At 57.1% G+C, this 15425-nt stretch carries 14 protein-coding genes; 4 read left to right on the top strand and 10 right to left on the bottom strand.

Features of this window, described 5'->3' with window-relative positions; all coding sequences use genetic code 11:
- Window positions 1–7 precede the first annotated feature (7 nt).
- The 9 genes from malX to kbaZ all read right to left on the bottom strand — a co-directional run bounded on the left by malX (window position 8) and on the right by kbaZ (window position 9014).
- Window positions 8–1579, bottom strand: a complete 1572-nt coding sequence (gene malX / locus KTH07_RS17625; protein WP_017382443.1) for a maltose/glucose-specific PTS transporter subunit IIBC — start codon at window positions 1577–1579, stop codon at window positions 8–10.
- A gap of 117 nt (window positions 1580–1696) precedes the next feature.
- The gene (gene kbaY, locus KTH07_RS17620) at window positions 1697–2569 is read right to left on the bottom strand and encodes a tagatose-bisphosphate aldolase subunit KbaY (protein WP_032104419.1); all 873 of its coding nucleotides are present in this window, start codon (window positions 2567–2569) and stop codon (window positions 1697–1699) included.
- Window positions 2570–2581: 12 nt separating this feature from the next.
- Complete coding sequence (locus tag KTH07_RS17615; RefSeq protein WP_015571960.1) at window positions 2582–3727, bottom strand: SIS domain-containing protein; 1146 nt, start codon at window positions 3725–3727, stop codon at window positions 2582–2584.
- 246 nt (window positions 3728–3973) lie between these two features.
- The gene (gene nagA, locus KTH07_RS17610) at window positions 3974–5107 is read right to left on the bottom strand and encodes an N-acetylglucosamine-6-phosphate deacetylase (protein ID WP_023304484.1); all 1134 of its coding nucleotides are present in this window, start codon (window positions 5105–5107) and stop codon (window positions 3974–3976) included.
- Complete coding sequence (agaF, locus tag KTH07_RS17605) at window positions 5104–5538, bottom strand: PTS galactosamine/N-acetylgalactosamine transporter subunit IIA (RefSeq protein ID WP_017382441.1); 435 nt, start codon at window positions 5536–5538, stop codon at window positions 5104–5106. The genes nagA and agaF overlap by 4 nt, the downstream gene beginning before the upstream one ends.
- A gap of 17 nt (window positions 5539–5555) precedes the next feature.
- On the bottom strand, window positions 5556–6434 hold the full coding sequence (gene agaE, locus KTH07_RS17600; RefSeq protein ID WP_017382440.1) for a PTS N-acetylgalactosamine transporter subunit IID: 879 nt from the start codon (window positions 6432–6434) through the stop codon (window positions 5556–5558).
- Window positions 6424–7203 carry a PTS N-acetylgalactosamine transporter subunit IIC gene (agaW, locus tag KTH07_RS17595; protein ID WP_003861730.1) on the bottom strand — a complete coding sequence of 260 codons (780 nt, stop codon included), beginning with the start codon at window positions 7201–7203 and terminating at the stop codon, window positions 6424–6426. Before agaW ends, agaE begins: the two co-directional genes overlap by 11 nt.
- Window positions 7204–7213: 10 nt before the next feature.
- Complete coding sequence (gene agaV / locus KTH07_RS17590; protein WP_003861728.1) at window positions 7214–7687, bottom strand: PTS N-acetylgalactosamine transporter subunit IIB; 474 nt, start codon at window positions 7685–7687, stop codon at window positions 7214–7216.
- 19 nt (window positions 7688–7706) lie between these two features.
- Window positions 7707–9014 (bottom strand): tagatose-bisphosphate aldolase subunit KbaZ, encoded by a 1308-nt coding sequence (kbaZ, locus tag KTH07_RS17585; RefSeq protein ID WP_032634607.1) that lies wholly within the window; start codon window positions 9012–9014, stop codon window positions 7707–7709.
- A gap of 239 nt (window positions 9015–9253) precedes the next feature.
- Between kbaZ and KTH07_RS17580 the strand changes: the two genes are divergently transcribed.
- Window positions 9254–10057 carry a DeoR family transcriptional regulator gene (locus tag KTH07_RS17580; protein ID WP_017693937.1) on the top strand — a complete coding sequence of 268 codons (804 nt, stop codon included), beginning with the start codon at window positions 9254–9256 and terminating at the stop codon, window positions 10055–10057.
- A gap of 540 nt (window positions 10058–10597) precedes the next feature.
- Here KTH07_RS17580 and garD read toward each other — a convergent pair.
- Window positions 10598–12169, bottom strand: a complete 1572-nt coding sequence (garD, locus tag KTH07_RS17575; RefSeq protein WP_217310805.1) for a galactarate dehydratase — start codon at window positions 12167–12169, stop codon at window positions 10598–10600.
- A gap of 367 nt (window positions 12170–12536) precedes the next feature.
- On the opposite strand from garD, the gene garL reads away from it, so the two are divergent.
- The 3 genes from garL to garK are packed head-to-tail and all read left to right on the top strand — an operon-like array spanning window position 12537 to window position 15421.
- Complete coding sequence (gene garL, locus KTH07_RS17570) at window positions 12537–13307, top strand: 2-dehydro-3-deoxyglucarate aldolase (RefSeq protein WP_003862676.1); 771 nt, start codon at window positions 12537–12539, stop codon at window positions 13305–13307.
- 21 nt (window positions 13308–13328) lie between these two features.
- Entirely contained in the window at window positions 13329–14219 is an 891-nt protein-coding gene (gene garR, locus KTH07_RS17565; RefSeq protein WP_017382435.1) for a 2-hydroxy-3-oxopropionate reductase, read from the top strand.
- 56 nt (window positions 14220–14275) lie between these two features.
- The gene (gene garK, locus KTH07_RS17560; RefSeq protein ID WP_015571955.1) at window positions 14276–15421 is read left to right on the top strand and encodes a glycerate 2-kinase; all 1146 of its coding nucleotides are present in this window, start codon (window positions 14276–14278) and stop codon (window positions 15419–15421) included.
- The last annotated feature ends 4 nt before the right edge of the window (window positions 15422–15425 follow it).

Raw genomic sequence — 15425 nt, 5'->3', positions numbered from 1 at the left:
CCCCCTGTTAAATTAAGGCTTCAATGCCGGATTTGACGCTCTGCACCTGCGGACCGATGATCACCTGAACGCTGTGGGCATCAAGCACCACTACTGACAAGGCGCCCGCGGCCTTCAGCGCCTGCTGGTCGATAAGCCCCATATCTTTTACCACCAGACGTAAGCGGGTAATGCAGTTGTCGAGCGACTCAATATTCTCTTTACCGCCAAGCGCGCGAAGAATAAGCCCATGATCGTATTTCGATTTTCCACGTGCCCGGGTATTGGCTTCCACCGCCTGGAGCGCACCCTGCGCGTCAACCTCACGGCCCGGCGTTTTAATATCGTGCCTGAGGATGTACCAGCGGAAGACGAAGAAGTAGATAGCAAACCAGGCGATACCCACCGGGAACAGCAGATACCATTTGGTCGACATCCCCTGCATGACGCCGAAGATCAGCAGATCCAGAATGCCGCCGTCGGTGTTGCCGATGGTGACGCCGAGCAGCGCCATCACCATCAGCGCCAGGCCAGACATAACGATATGAAACGCGTAAAGCACAGGGGCAATAAACAGGAACAGGAACTCAATCGGCTCTGAAATACCCGTGACAACTGAAACCAGCACGCCTGAAAGCAGCAGCCCTTTAATCACCGGACGGTTTTCCGGGCGCGCGGTGCGGTAGATAGCGTAAGCCACGGCAGGCAGGCCGAAGATAAATGTCGGCATAAACCCTTGCGATAAAAATGCCGTAACGTGCGGGCTAAACGGCAGGCCAGCTTTCAGCTCGGCGTAGAAAATGTTCAGCGCACCGGCCACTTCCTGGCCGTTAACCATCTCAATGCCGCCCGCCGGGGTGAAGCGCACCATCGCCAGCAGGATGTGGTGCAGGCCAAAAGGTTTGAGCAGCAGTACGCCTACGCCATACAGGAATGGCCCAAAGACGCTGGTGCTCTGGATGATATGACCAATCCCGGCAATGCCCATTGCCACATATTCCCACAGCAGGGGGATAAACAAGCCGACCAGCGACAGGGTGAGGGCGGTAATGATGGGCACAAAACGAATGCCGCTAAAGAAGGCAAACGCGTCGTGCAGCACCGTGTCCTGGAAACGTTCGTGCAGGAAGTAGGTGATCACCCCTACCACAATGCCGCCGAGCACGCCCATCTCCAGCGTTTGAATGCCAAGCACAATGGATTGTCCCACCTGTCTCATGGTGGCGGCATCCGCAAGCTGGTGGGTGGCGGTCAGGTAGTAGTTGATGCTCATGTTCATCAGCATGTAGCCAACGAATCCGGCAAAAGCGCCCACCGCTTTATTACGTCTGGCAAGGCCCATCGGGATCGCCATGGCAAACATCAGCGGCAGATAGGTAAAAGCAAAGCCGCCGACCATGGCGATAAAACCAAAGGTGAGCTGCGTTAACTCGCCGCCCAGAAAGGGAAAACTTTTGATGGTGGAAGGGCTGGTGACAGAACTACCGATACCTAACAACAACCCCATAAAGGCCAACAGTGAGACCGGGAACATAAACGTCTTTCCCAGGCTCTGGAAAAACTCCCACGCTTTCGATTTAAACGACTTTTCCTGTGTCATGTAGGGACTCCTCGGTTTTTTAGGATAATGGAAGGCGCTGTCCGGCTTAAGGACGCGCCTTCATATTTGCGAGGCTTATAGTTATTTTTTTAGGTACTAACGTTATGCGCGATGGGTTCAGGCTTCAGCCGCAAGCAGCAGCCGGTTCGCCGAGCCGCAAACGGTGATTTTGCTTCTGACCACCTCTTTCATGGCATCCATGCCGACGCGCATGTAGAAGCGCGGATCGTTGCCCTGTGGGTTCTCGGCAAACCAGGCTTTGACTGCGTCAGAGAAGGCGATTTTCAGCTCTGTTGCGACGTTAACTTTGCAGACGCCCAGCTCAATGGTGCGGCGCACATCCTCATCCGGCACATCACTCGCACCGTGCAGCACCAGCGGCACTGTCACTACCTCGCGGATCTCGGCCAGCCGCTGGAAGTCGATTTTTGGGCGTTTGGTATAAAGACCGTGCGCGGTACCGATGGCAACGGCGAGGCTGTCCACGCCTGTCATTTCGACAAAGCGTTTTGCTTCCTGCGGGTCGGTCAGGAACGCGCTTTCGGCGTCGACGCTCATGTCATCTTCCACTCCGCCCAGTCGGCCCAGTTCGGCCTCGACGCTACAGTCGTTGAGGTGGCAGAAATCGACGACCGATTTCACCAGCTTGACGTTTTGTTCGAAGGGGTAATGGCTACCGTCGATCATTGCGCTACGTACGCCGGCATGGACTTTGCGGCGAATGTCGTCCAGCGATTCGTGGTGATCGAGGTGTAGCGCCAGCGGCATGTCATAAGTAAGGGAATATGCGCTGCACAAGGCGTAGATCTCTTCCAGCGCAATATGTTTAAACGTCCCCGGCGTACCCGCGAGGATCACCGGCGATCGCATTTCGCTACAGACTTCGAGGATCGCCTGGATCGTCTCGGCGTTATGGATGTTAAAGGCCGGAACGGCATAGCCCTTCGCCTGTGCGTCCTGCAAAAGATATTTGGTAGAAATAATACTCATGAGCCTGTCCTCTTAAGCCTGCCACGGATGAATAACGACGCCCTGGACCACACGGTTAACCGTACCGCTGGCGGATGGCGTATCCGGCGTATTGCCAACGTGCAGAGACTGGGTCAGTGCGAAGACCTGGGCGTACATCAGGAAGCAGAACGCCTGCTCCATATCGTTAAATGAACGGGAAGGCGGCAGCAGGATATGCGGGCCAGCTTCAATGACCGGATCCGTTTCGGCTGCAATGGCTACCACGCGCATGGCCTGACGATCGCGTCGCAGTTCGGCGAGCAGATCCCGATCGTACTGACGCGTATACGGATGGCTGGAGACAAACACGACGACCAGCGTTTCGTTGTCCACCAGCGACTTAGGCCCGTGACGGAAACCCGTTGGCGAATCGTAGAATGCCGCCAGCTTGCCGGCGGTCAGCTCCAGCACCTTCAGCGCAGACTCCCGTGCGGCGCCCTGTAATCCACCGCTGCCCAGATAAACAATGCGTTTCCACGGTTCGTTACCAAAGACGCCGGGACTGAAATCGCCAAGCGATGTGAGGATCGCCTGACAGCGATCGGACACGTCGCGGAACGTTTTGCTGTTGATCGTTTCCGGTGCGAATACCGCCAGGCAGCTCGCCATCATGGTGGTGATGCTGCTTGTCATCGCGAACCCGCGATCGTGCGTTTCGGCTGGCATGAGCAGAGCGCAGGCGTTATCGCTGTCGACAGCATTCTGGTACAGGCTGCCTGCTTCATTACAGGTGATCGACAGGTGGTAGCACTCCGGTACAAACTGATTCGCCAGCTCAACGGCGGCGACGCTCTCCGGGCTATTGCCAGAACGGGCGAAAGAGACCAGCAGCAGCGGGTGCGAAGGGCTGAAATAATCCATCGGGTTGGTGACCAGATCGGTCGTAGGTATCGCGGTGATGTTTTTCCCCGTGTGGCTGGCAAGCCATGGCGCAATGATGTCGCCGATAAAAGCAGACGTACCCGCGCCGGTCAGAACGATCCGCAGATCGGGCTTGCGCAACAGTGGCGTCAGAAAACTGTCGATCGACGCGCGCAGATTATCAATATTGTTGAGCGAGCGAAGCCAGCTGGCTGGCTGCTGGCGGATCTCTTTTTCGGTCCAGGTGCCGGTGGTGGCGATAGTGGTTTGTGGCATAACTCAGTCCTTAGTCGTGTGAATTCCACATCAGACGCTGGCAAATGTGTCGCTATCTTTCGTTTCGTTTCACTTGTTCACTTTAGCAGTTAAATAAAATTTATAGAAAAGAAATCGAAAGTTCAATGGCGAAAAAGAAATAAAACGAAAAGTGTGATCGCGAAAGGAAAGGCGAAAATCAAGGAAAGGAAAAGAAAGGCCTTACGATCGTCTTCCGTAAGGCCAACAGGGCACACTGTGAAGGGGCTACAGGGAAAGAGCCTGACCCTGGATCCAGATCTGCCGGAGGTGTAAACCCGCATCCAGCGCAAGAACATTGGCGCGTTTGCCTGGCGCTAACGTTCCCAGCAGGTGATCCATACCGAGCAGACGAGCAGGATGCAGCGAGGCCATATGGATTGCGTTTTCTGGGGCGATCCCCGTATGCTCCACCATATTTCGCACGGCGGCATCCAGCGCGAGCGTGCTGCCCGCCAGCCCGCCTGAGGCCGTGCGGACAACGCCGCCCTGCATCTCGACATTTTCACCACACAACGTATAGCGCCCATCAGGCATACCCGCCGCCTGCATGGCATCGGTAATCAGCACCGTACGATCCTTCGCGCAGCAACAACATAGCCGCATGGCTCCAGGATGAACGTGATGCCCGTCGGCAATAAGCTCCAGCCACGCGCGTGGGTCCGTAAGCCCGGCGCCAACCATGCCGGGCTCCCGGTGGTGTAACCCCGTCATGCCGTTGTAGCAGTGCACCAGCCCGGCTGCGCCTGCATCAAATGCGGCCAGGGTTTGCGCGTATGTAGCGGCGCTGTGGCCCAGCATGACGCGTATCCCTTTTTGCTTGAGGTGATGGATCGCCTTCAGGGCATCCACTTTTTCCGGAGCAAGCGCCACTACCCGCAGCGTGTTCTGCGAAACCGCAATCAGCTCATCAAGTTCCGCGAGATCCAGTTCGCGAAACAGTTCTGGCGGGTGCGCCCCTTTGTTCTGCGGTGTAAAGTACGGGCCTTCCAGATAGCTGCCCAGGATCTGCGCGCCGGGGCCACCGGCATGACAGCGCCGGGCAATGCGCCGTAACGCGCCATGGATCGCCTCCAGCGGAGCGGTGACGGTGGTAGGCAGAAACGCCCCCACGCCTTCACGCGCTTTGTGCATGGCTAACCGGTCCAGCACGTCGGGCGCATCATCCATCACATCCACACCCGCGCCGCCGTGGACGTGAATATCAATGTATGCCGGGCAAAGCAGGTCTGCCTCGCGGGTATTAACCCCTGCCGGAATCGGCTCGATGGCGGTGATGACGCCTCTATCCATACGCAGCTGATGGTCATCCAGCCAGCCCTGCCCGGTAAGCAGACGACGCGCGCGCAGCAGTTGCCTCATATCCCTTCCTCGGCGGGCGCTTCCTCGCGACAGCGTGCAAGTTCATCCACCAGGCTGGTCAGGCCGCGATGGCCGCACTCCAGCGCCTGCAAACGAAAGGCTTCACTGCTTAACCCGTCGCGCTCCAGAACCATCTCCAGCAAAAGCTGGAGATTGGTGCCGGTGATCACTTCGCTGCCGGGGCGCTGCATCGCGAGGGTAGAGGCCACACGAAACGGCGTACCGCCGAGAAGATCGGTGAGAAACACGATATCGTGCTCTGCATCCAGTTCATTCACTGCCTGCTCAAGCTGCGCGGTCAGCCGCGCAGTGGTGGAGCTTTCCGGAAAATCGATGGCGATAAACTGCGGCTGTTCGCCGAGGATTTGCTTCATCGCCTGTTCCAGCCCGCTGGCAAAACCGCCGTGACCCGTCAAAATAATGCCTAACATCGCAACCTCTTTGCTTATTACAGGAAGTGACAGAATTTACCGACAACGCCCAGCACCACGGTGATACCAATCAGGCGCAGCGGGCTCCAGCCACGGCGTACCAGCCAGAACATGGTCAGGGTATAGACCAGCGGCAGAAAGGCGGGCATCAGTTTGTCGATCACATCGGTTTGCAGTTTGACGACTGCATCCCCGGCTTTAATCTCGAGTGTGGTATTCAGGCGCACGTAGGTAGCGACCAGCGCGCCGATCACTGTCATCCCGACAATGGACGCAGCATGACCAACCTTTTTGGTGTTGGCCTTGATCAGAGGGATCGCGGCGACACCCATTCGGTACGCATAGTGCGCCAGACCAAAACGCAGGCCGAGATGCACCACGTTAAACAGCACGATAAAGACCACCGCGCCAAGAATGGAGCCCTGTAGCGCAAGGCTGGCGCCAATCCCCCCGCAGATGGGCAGCAGGGTCAGCCAGAACATGGCGTCACCAATGCCACCGAGCGGTGCGCCGACGGCAATTTTAGTGCTCTGGATGCTGTTCACATCCTGTTTGGAACGCTCCATTGCCAGAATAATGCCGATGACGAAGGTCACCAGGAACGGGTGGGTGTTAAAGAAACCCATATGACCTTTCATGGCGCGCGCCAGGTCCCGCTTATTGGTGTGGATCTTTTTCAGCGCGGGCAGTAGCCCATACAGCCAGCCGGAGGCCTGCATACGCTCGTAGTTAAACGAGGCCTGTAGCAGCATGGAACGCCAGGCGACACGGTTAATATCCTTTTTCGTTAGTTCAGCGCCAATACGCTGGTCTTCGTAGACGTTTTCATTCACGCCGGTCAGCAGTGTCTCTTCACTTTCAGACACGCCCGGCAGGGTGGTGTGATTAGATGCCATCTTCAAATTCCTCTTTCTGGGCCGCAGGCGCCGTGGGTTCAGGCGATTTGCGCAGCAGGTCGATCAGCGCCATCGCCAGCGCAGCCGCGGCAATCGCCAGCACCGGGAGTTTCAGCCAGGCCGCGGCGACAAAGCCGATAATGAAGTAAGGGATGTAAACGTTTTTCATCATGATCTTCAGCAGCACGGCGAAGCCGATCGCTGGCATAATGCCGCCCGCGACGCCGAGACCGTCGATCAGACGTTCCGGCAGCACGTCAATGGCGGTTTTCGCATGTTCAGCCCCGAAGTAGATGGGCAGAAACGCGCACAGGAAGTAGAAGACGCCGAGCGCCAGCAGTGCCAGATAGTTGACCCGTTCAATACCACGGGTGTCTGCGTTAGCCGCCATGCGATCGCAGCGGGACATCACGCCGGACATCACCGAGAAGAGGAAAGTGATCCCCATCTGAACCGCCACGGCAAACGGCACGGCGACCCCAACGGCGACATCCGGCTTCACGCCTGTAGTAATGGCAAATGTGGTGCCAACGATGGTGCCGATAATCACGTTTGGCGGCTGCGCGCCCGCCAGCGGCGCGAGTCCCATCCAGACCAGTTCTAACGTACCGCCGGTCAGAATTCCGGTGTGCAAATCGCCCAGAATCAGGCCAACCAGTGGCCCGAGCACCACCGGACGGTGCATGTGTGTTAAGCCGTTAAACATATCCAGGCCCGCTATAAAGGCGAGAAGCCCCAGCGCGAAAGCCTGCAACAGACTGATTTCCATTGTGAATCCCTCAGAGCAGTTTAAAGAGATCCAAAGCAGTCTCTGTTGGAACGCCCTGAACGAAGCATTCCACTCCGGCCGCCTTCAGGCCGTTAAACGCGGCGATATCGTTCGCGTCTACAGATACCGTTTTGGCAATTTGCTGTTTGCCACTGGCGTAATGCATATTTCCGACGTTAATACGGGTGATGGGCACGCCGCCCTCGACCAGCGTTAAAAAATCAGCCGGTGTTTTACAGACCAGCAGAATTTTCTGCCGGTCGGCGGCGCGATGAATGTTGTCGATCACTTTTTGCAGGGACCAGAAACGCACGGCGATGCCTTCCGCCAGCACCATCTCCATCAGGTTTTGCTGAACCGGATCGTCTGCAACCTCGTCATTTGCCACCAGCACCAGGTTCGCCCCCGCAAACCCCACCCACTGTACGCCCACCTGACCGTGGATCAGGCGTTCATCAATGCGGCATAAGACAATGTTTGGCATAGCGTTTTCCTCTTTTTAATTATGCGTGTTGAGTCGTTACGCCTTCGCAGGCGGCATGGTACTGCTGGAGTATGTCCTGAATGTGGTCGAGGATGAGTTCCCGTGGTGTGGACCTGAGAGCGCCATCGCGAACTTTGCTGTACTGCAACGGCAGATACTGGCTGATCAGCGGCAGCGGGATCGGTTCATCCGCCAGGTTGCGTACCAGCCGCTCAAAGGCGTCGTCAATCTGGCTGTCTGGCCAGTAATAGCGCACGCGGTCGGAATAGCTGTAACCGCGCGCCAGGCGACGGGCATTGCCGTCGCCGTGATAGTGGCTTTGCCAGTATTCCGGGCGATCGAGCATCACGTTTTCCAGGACGTGACGCAGCCCTGAGCAGGCTTTTGCCGGCAGCAGCTCTTCTTCAATTGCTGCCAGTGAGAACAGCGCTTCGCGCAGCGCGAAGGTTAGCGCAGGGCCGACTTTCAGAATGGCGAAGTGATCTTTCACCAACTGGCGCAGCGCCTGCGGCGTCTGGTAATCGGTAGAGTGTGCTTCAAATACAAGCGTGTCGTAGGCTTCAACCATCTCGCTCAGCGCGACGGCTTTATGCGGTTGATAGTCACAAACCTGCGCATGGTCGAACTCAACGCCAGGCTGAACCACCAGGCCAATAATGCGCGGCCAGATGTCGCTTAACCCTTCCTTCTCGAATGCGTGGCGGTGTGCCTCAAGCGTGGCGCGTGCCGCCTCTGGCGTGGTGACCTCAAGCTCGGTCAGCGTCTCGTGTGCCCCACCGGGAACCGGAACTTCCGTGCCGATAACGTAGACCAGATCGGCTACGCCAAATTGCTCGAGACAGGTGGTTTCGGCAATTTTAGCCAGCCGAGCGGCACGCCCGGCAACGATTGCATCGGTTAACGGAACTGGGTCGTCTTCGCAGGACATGCTGCAATCGAGGTGAATTTTTTTAAACCCGGCCGCCACGTAGCTTCTGATCAGATCGTCGGCGTTCGCCATCGCCTGCGAACCCGGCAGGTTTTGCCAGCGGTTTGGACCTAAATGATCGCCCCCAAGGATCAGCTGCGAGGTGGGGAAACCAAGAGATCCCGCCAGATTGCAGACAAACCCATAAAAATCGGCGGGCGTCATACCGGTATAACCGCCAAACTGATCCACCTGGTTTGAGGTGGCTTCTATCAGCAGGGGCGTCTGTTGTGAATGGGCGTAACGTAGTGCAGCTTCAAGTACCAGTGGATGTGCGGAACAGACGGCATAAATCCCGTTTGTATTCCCCCGTTTATGTTGTTCCACCATTTCTGTCAGATGTTTCACTTTCCTCTCCATTTCGGATGGTGTTGGTATTCATCTTTCGTTTTGTTTCATTTGATACTGCATTATGGTGAGGTAAAAATAAAACGAAAGATAATAGTTTTCCGATCTGTTTCACAAAAGAAACATAATGAAAGGTTTCAGCGGCGATTAAGCTTGCGTCCGCACACCATACAGGGCTTGCATTCCCTCAAAAGAAAGGCGTTAATAAGCAAAACGAAATGAAACGAAAGTGTATTTACTAAGGAGCTCGTATGAGCAGCACCGATTCGTCCGCAGAGAAGCGCATCACCGGCACCAGTGAAAGGCGAGAGCAGATCATTCAGCGGTTGCGGGCGCAGGGAAGCGTGCAGGTTAACGATCTTTCTCTTTTATTCGGCGTGTCGACGGTGACGATCCGTAACGATCTGGCCTTTCTGGAAAAGCAGGGGATTGCCGTTCGCGCTTACGGCGGTGCGCTGATTTGCGAAGGCAATGCCCCCGGCGTGGAGCCGTCCGTTGAGGACAAAAGTTCCCTTAATACGGCAGTGAAGCGCAGCATCGCGCAGGCGGCGGCTGAACTGGTGAAGCCGGGTCACCGCATTATTCTGGACTCCGGCACCACAACCTTTGAAATTGCCCGCATGCTGCGCCAGCACACCGATGTCATTGCCATGACCAACGGGATGAACGTGGCAAACGCGCTGCTGGAAGCGGAGGGCGTAGAGCTGCTGATGACCGGCGGGCACTTGCGCCGTCAGTCGCAGTCCTTCTACGGCGACCAGGCGGAGCAGTCCTTACAGAATTACCATTTTGACCTGCTGTTCCTGGGCGTCGATGCCATCGATCTCGACCGGGGGGTGAGTACGCACAACGAGGATGAAGCCCGTCTGAACCGCAAAATGTGCGAGGTGGCGGAGCGTATTATCGTTGTCACTGACTCCAGCAAGTTTAACCGTTCAAGCCTGCATAAAATCATTGATACTCAGCGGATCGACATGATTATCGTTGATGAAGGCATTCCGGCGGAAAGCCTTGAAGGATTACGCAAAAGCGGGATCGATGTGGTGCTGGTCTAAAGAGGCTTTTCCCCTCTCCCTAACCCTCTCCCCATAGGGAGAGGGTTCCCCAGTAATTTGAAAGCAAAAGCGATAACGTTGCCTCAGAATAACTGAGGGCTTTCAGCGATGCCTCGGTCCGGCTGTAAATCGCTGAGGCGTTTCCTGTAGGCCGGGGCGAGGCGCAGGGATGCGCCGAGAGGGCGGGCTTTACAGGGATGTTACCTCCGCCCGTCCCCGATAAGCCGGAAGGAATAAGCCGAAGGCACCGCGAAGCGGCGATTTACCGCCGGAAGCCCGGGTCGCCAGGGTGGTGGCGACTGAGCCACCCTGGCACGTTCACCGGTCATGTCGTGACAGAGTAGCAAGGAACATAAAGTGAACGGAATGACCACCAGAGCCGTATGTTCCCCCTCACCCCAGCCCTCTCCCTCAAGGGAGAGGGGGTCGTCTGTGCAGGCATTATTTTGTGGGGAACCCTCAGCCCCATAGGGGGGAGAGGACTGCCCGGTGCGGTTTTTTACCCTCTCCCCGGTGGGGAGAGGGCAGGGTGAGGGGCCATCAGGTCACCGGCGCCGGGTTAAACACCGCCAGCGAGTTATGCAATCCCCATTGATCGGAGAAGGTTTTCTTCCGCCCGCTTGCCACATCCAGAATGAAGTGGAACAGCTTCCAGCCCACTTCTTCAATACTCTTTTCCCCGGTGGCGATGGTGCCCGCGTTGATATCCATTAAGTCATACCAGCGGTTTGCCAGCTCGGTGCGGGTCGCCATTTTGATCACCGGTACCGCCATCAGGCCGTACGGCGTGCCGCGCCCGGTGGTAAAGACCTGTACCGTAATGCCGGACGCCACCTGCTGGGTACCGCACACGAAATCACTGGCAGGCGTTGCCGCGTAGATCAGACCGCGTTTGGTTGGTCGCTGGCCAGGGGAGAGCACTTCCACAATCGCGCTCTGGCCGGATTTGGCAATCGACCCGAGGGCCTTTTCCACCACGTTGGCCAGGCCGCCTTTCTTGTTACCCGGAGACGGGTTGGCGCTGCGGTCGGTTTTGCCCATGTCGAGATAGTTATCGTACCAGGCCATCTCCTCCAGCAGGCGTTTGCCCACCTCTTCGTTGACGGCGCGCGGCGTGAGCAGGTGGATAGCATCACGTACTTCGGTGACTTCGGAGAACATCACCGTGGCGCCGCAGCGCACGAACAGATCGGAGGCATAACCGACTGCCGGGTTGGCGGTGACGCCGGAAAACGCATCGCTGCCGCCACACTGTGTCCCAACGACCAGTTCAGAGGCCGGGCAGGTTTCACGCTGGCGTTTGTTCAGCTTCTCCAGATGGTGCTCTGCCACCTGTAAAATGTCGTCGACCATCGATCTGAAGCCGACATGGTGTTCATCCTGAAGTCGCACAACACTGGCATCGTCAACCGGAATGGCTTTCACATCCTCAGTACCCTGCAACAGGCGTTCTGGCTGCAATTTTTCACAGCCGAGACCAATCACCATGACCTCACCGCCAAAGTTTGGGTTAAGGGCGATATTGTGAATCGTGCGGATCGGCACGACCGCTGCGGGCGCGTTGATCGCCACGCCGCAGCCGTACAGGTGGTTAAGACCCACCACGCCGTCAACGTTGGGGTATTTCGGCAACAGATCGCGCTCAATAATTTTCACCACATAATCCACTACGCCCGCCACGCAATGCACGCTGGTGGTGATGCCAAGCAGGTTTTTGGTTCCCACGCTGCCATCCGCGTTGCGGTAACCCTCGAAGGTATAACCCTCCAGCGGAGGCAACGGCTCAGGGACGCGGGTAGCCAGCGGCAACGACTCCAGCGGCGGGGCGGTGGGCAGCTCAACCAGCGACTCCTCAATCCAGCTACCCTGCGGGATAGCGCGCACCGCATAGCCGATGACTTCGCCGTAGCGCACGATTTCGCCCTGCGCCGGTATATCGACCAGTGCGACTTTATGCCCCTGCGGAATGTGCTCAATCAGCTCCAGGCCATCCGGAAAGCGGGTGCCAGCTTTTAAGCCATTGTCGTTGACAATAATCGCCACGTTATCGGTATCGTGCACTTTTATATAGAACGCCGTCGGCGACGCCTGTCGAATTTCAATATCGGCCATTGTTCACTCTTCTCCAGCAAAATACCTGATACTAAATATAGCCAGATGGTTAATTGTTTCTTATTGAGGAAATAAAGAATGCCAGGAGAGGAAAGGTGAGAATGTGATCGCGATCGCTCCCGAACCACTAATCGTTGATTCTGTGCATCAGCGCCCACTGTGTTGGGCATATGCTCAAAATAGCGTGCTACTCCCGTTGGATAATTGAGCATTGAGACAATGTGCTGCCGGGTGGTGACGATTATACTGAATGACGATTTTATAACGCCAAAATTCAGTCAGGAAAATAAATATAACGCTGACGCTGAGTCGGAATAAATAAGAAAAGCTACTGGCTAAAACTGCGGAATTAAAAAAGGTATAAGTAATGAGTAACGACATCTTCCCGAATAAATTTAAAGCGGCCCTCGCGGCGCACCAGATTCAGATTGGCTGCTGGTCTGCGCTGGCCAACCCCATCAGCACCGAAGTGCTGGGCCTGGCCGGGTTCGACTGGCTGGTGCTGGACGGCGAACATGCGCCAAACGATATCAACACGTTTATTCCGCAGCTGATGGCGCTGAAAGGCAGCCACAGCGCGCCGGTGGTGCGTGTGCCCACCAACGAGCCGGTGATCATCAAGCGTCTGCTGGATATCGGCTTCTACAACTTCCTGATCCCGTTTGTTGAAACGGAAGAAGAAGCGGTGCTGGCCGTGGCGGCGACCCGCTATCCACCGGAAGGGATCCGCGGCGTGTCCGTCTCGCACCGCGCCAACATGTTTGGCACCGTGCCGGACTATTTCGCCCAGTCCAACAAGAACATCACCATTCTGGTTCAGATCGAGAGCCAGCAGGGGGTCGATAACGTCGACGCTATTGCCGCGACGGAGGGGGTAGACGGCATTTTCGTCGGCCCGAGCGATCTGGCGGCCGCCTTTGGTCATCTGGGCAACGCCAGCCATCCGGACGTGCAGCGCGCAATTCAGCACATTTTTGCCCGTGCCAAAGCGCACGGTAAACCGTGCGGCATTCTGGCGCCAGTGGAAGCCGATGCCCGCCGCTACCTGGAGTGGGGCGCAACGTTTGTCGCCGTGGGCAGCGATCTCGGCGTATTCCGCGCCGCCACGCAGAAATTAGCGGACGCTTTTAAAAAATAACCATCATTGAGGAAACAGATTATGACGCTGAAAGTGGGTTTTATTGGCCTGGGTATCATGGGCAAACCAATGAGCAAAAACCTCATCAAAGCAGGTTACTCACTGGTGGTTTTAGATCGGAATTCAGACGCGGTGGCAGAGGTGATTGCGGCTGGCGCAGAAACGGCGACAACCGCAAAAGCGATTGCTGAGCAGTGCGACGTAATTATCACCATGCTGCCAAACTCCCCGCACGTGAAAGAGGTGGCGCTGGGTGAGAACGGCATTATCGACGGCGCGAAGCCGGGTCTGGTGGTGATCGACATGAGTTCTATCGCACCGCTGGCAAGCCGCGAAATCAGCGAGGCGCTGAAAGCGAAAGGCGTGGAAATGCTGGATGCGCCGGTCAGCGGCGGCGAACCGAAAGCCATCGACGGCACCTTGTCGGTGATGGTGGGGGGCGATAAAGCCGTGTTTGACAAATACTACGACCTGATGAAAGCCATGGCTGGCTCCGTGGTGCACACCGGTGAAATTGGCGCAGGCAACGTCACCAAGCTGGCAAACCAGGTGATTGTGGCGTTAAACATCGCGGCCATGTCCGAAGCGCTGACGCTGGCCACCAAAGCGGGCGTTAATCCGGATCTGGTCTATCAGGCCATTCGCGGTGGTCTGGCGGGCAGCACCGTGCTGGATGCCAAGGCGCCGATGGTGATGGATCGTAACTTCAGGCCGGGCTTCCGCATCGATCTGCACATTAAGGATCTGGCGAATGCGCTGGATACCTCCCACGGCGTGGGCGCGCAGTTGCCGCTGACTGCCGCCGTCATGGAGATGATGCAGGCGCTGCGTGCGGACGGTCTGGGCACCGCCGATCACAGCGCGTTAGCGTGCTATTACGAAAAACTGGCGAAGGTTGAAATTGCTCGCTAATGACGTCCCGCCCGGTGGCGTTACGCTTACCGGGCCTACGGCTCAGGCATACAACTATGAAAATCGTAATCGCGCCAGACTCTTATAAAGAAAGCCTGTCTGCCACCGAGGTGGCGCAGGCGATAGAAAAAGGATTTCGGGAAATTTTCCCCGATGCTCATTACGTGTCTGTTCCCGTTGCTGACGGCGGAGAAGGTACGGTTGAAGCGATGATCGCTGCGACGCAGGGCACCTGGCAGCAGGCTGTCGTCACCGGCCCGTTAGGGGAAAAGGTGAAGGCCAGTTGGGGGATCTCGGGCGACGGTACCACCGCGTTTATCGAGATGGCCGCCGCCAGCGGCCTGGTGCTTGTTCCTCCCGCGCAGCGTAACCCGCTGGTCACGACGTCGCGCGGGACGGGGGAGCTGATCCTCAGCGCGCTGGATAAAGGCGCGCGCAACATCATTATCGGTATCGGCGGGAGCGCAACCAACGATGGGGGCGCGGGTATGATGCAGGCGCTGGGCGCGAAGTTTACGGATGCGAACGGGACGGAGATCGGCTACGGCGGCGGCAGCCTGATGGCGCTTAACCGGATTGATATTTCCGATCTCGATCCGCGTCTTCAGGGATGCGCAATCCGCGTCGCCTGTGACGTGACGAATCCGCTGGTCGGTGAAAGCGGCGCGTCGCGTATCTTTGGCCCGCAAAAAGGCGCCACGGAGGAGATGATCCTCGAACTCGACGCCAATCTTAGCCACTACGCCGGGGTGATCAAAAAATCGCTGCGCATTGACGTCAACCGGGTTCCGGGGGCTGGCGCCGCGGGCGGCATGGGCGCAGCGCTGATGGCCTTCCTGGGCGCTGAGCTGAAAAGCGGCATCGAGATTGTCACTCAGGCGCTCAATCTTGAAGAACATATTCACGACTGCACGTGGGTGCTGACCGGGGAAGGGCGCATCGACAGCCAGAGCATTAATGGCAAAGTGCCCGTCGGTGTGGCGAGCGTCGCCAAAAAATACCATAAGCCGGTGATCGGGATTGCCGGAAGTCTGACGCAGGATGTGGGTGTGGTGCATCAGTACGGCATCGACGCGGTGTTCAGCGTACTGACCCGCATCGGTTCACTGGAAGAGGCGTTCCAGGGAGCGTATGACAACATTTACCGCGCCTCGCGGAATATCGCGGCCACATTGCAGGTAGGCATGCGTAGCCAGGGGTGACAGC

It is taken from the genome of Enterobacter cloacae complex sp. ECL72 (assembly GCF_019056635.1).
Classification (GTDB): Bacteria; Pseudomonadota; Gammaproteobacteria; order Enterobacterales; family Enterobacteriaceae; genus Enterobacter; species Enterobacter hormaechei_C.
This window is presented reverse-complemented; position numbering and strand designations above follow the sequence as displayed.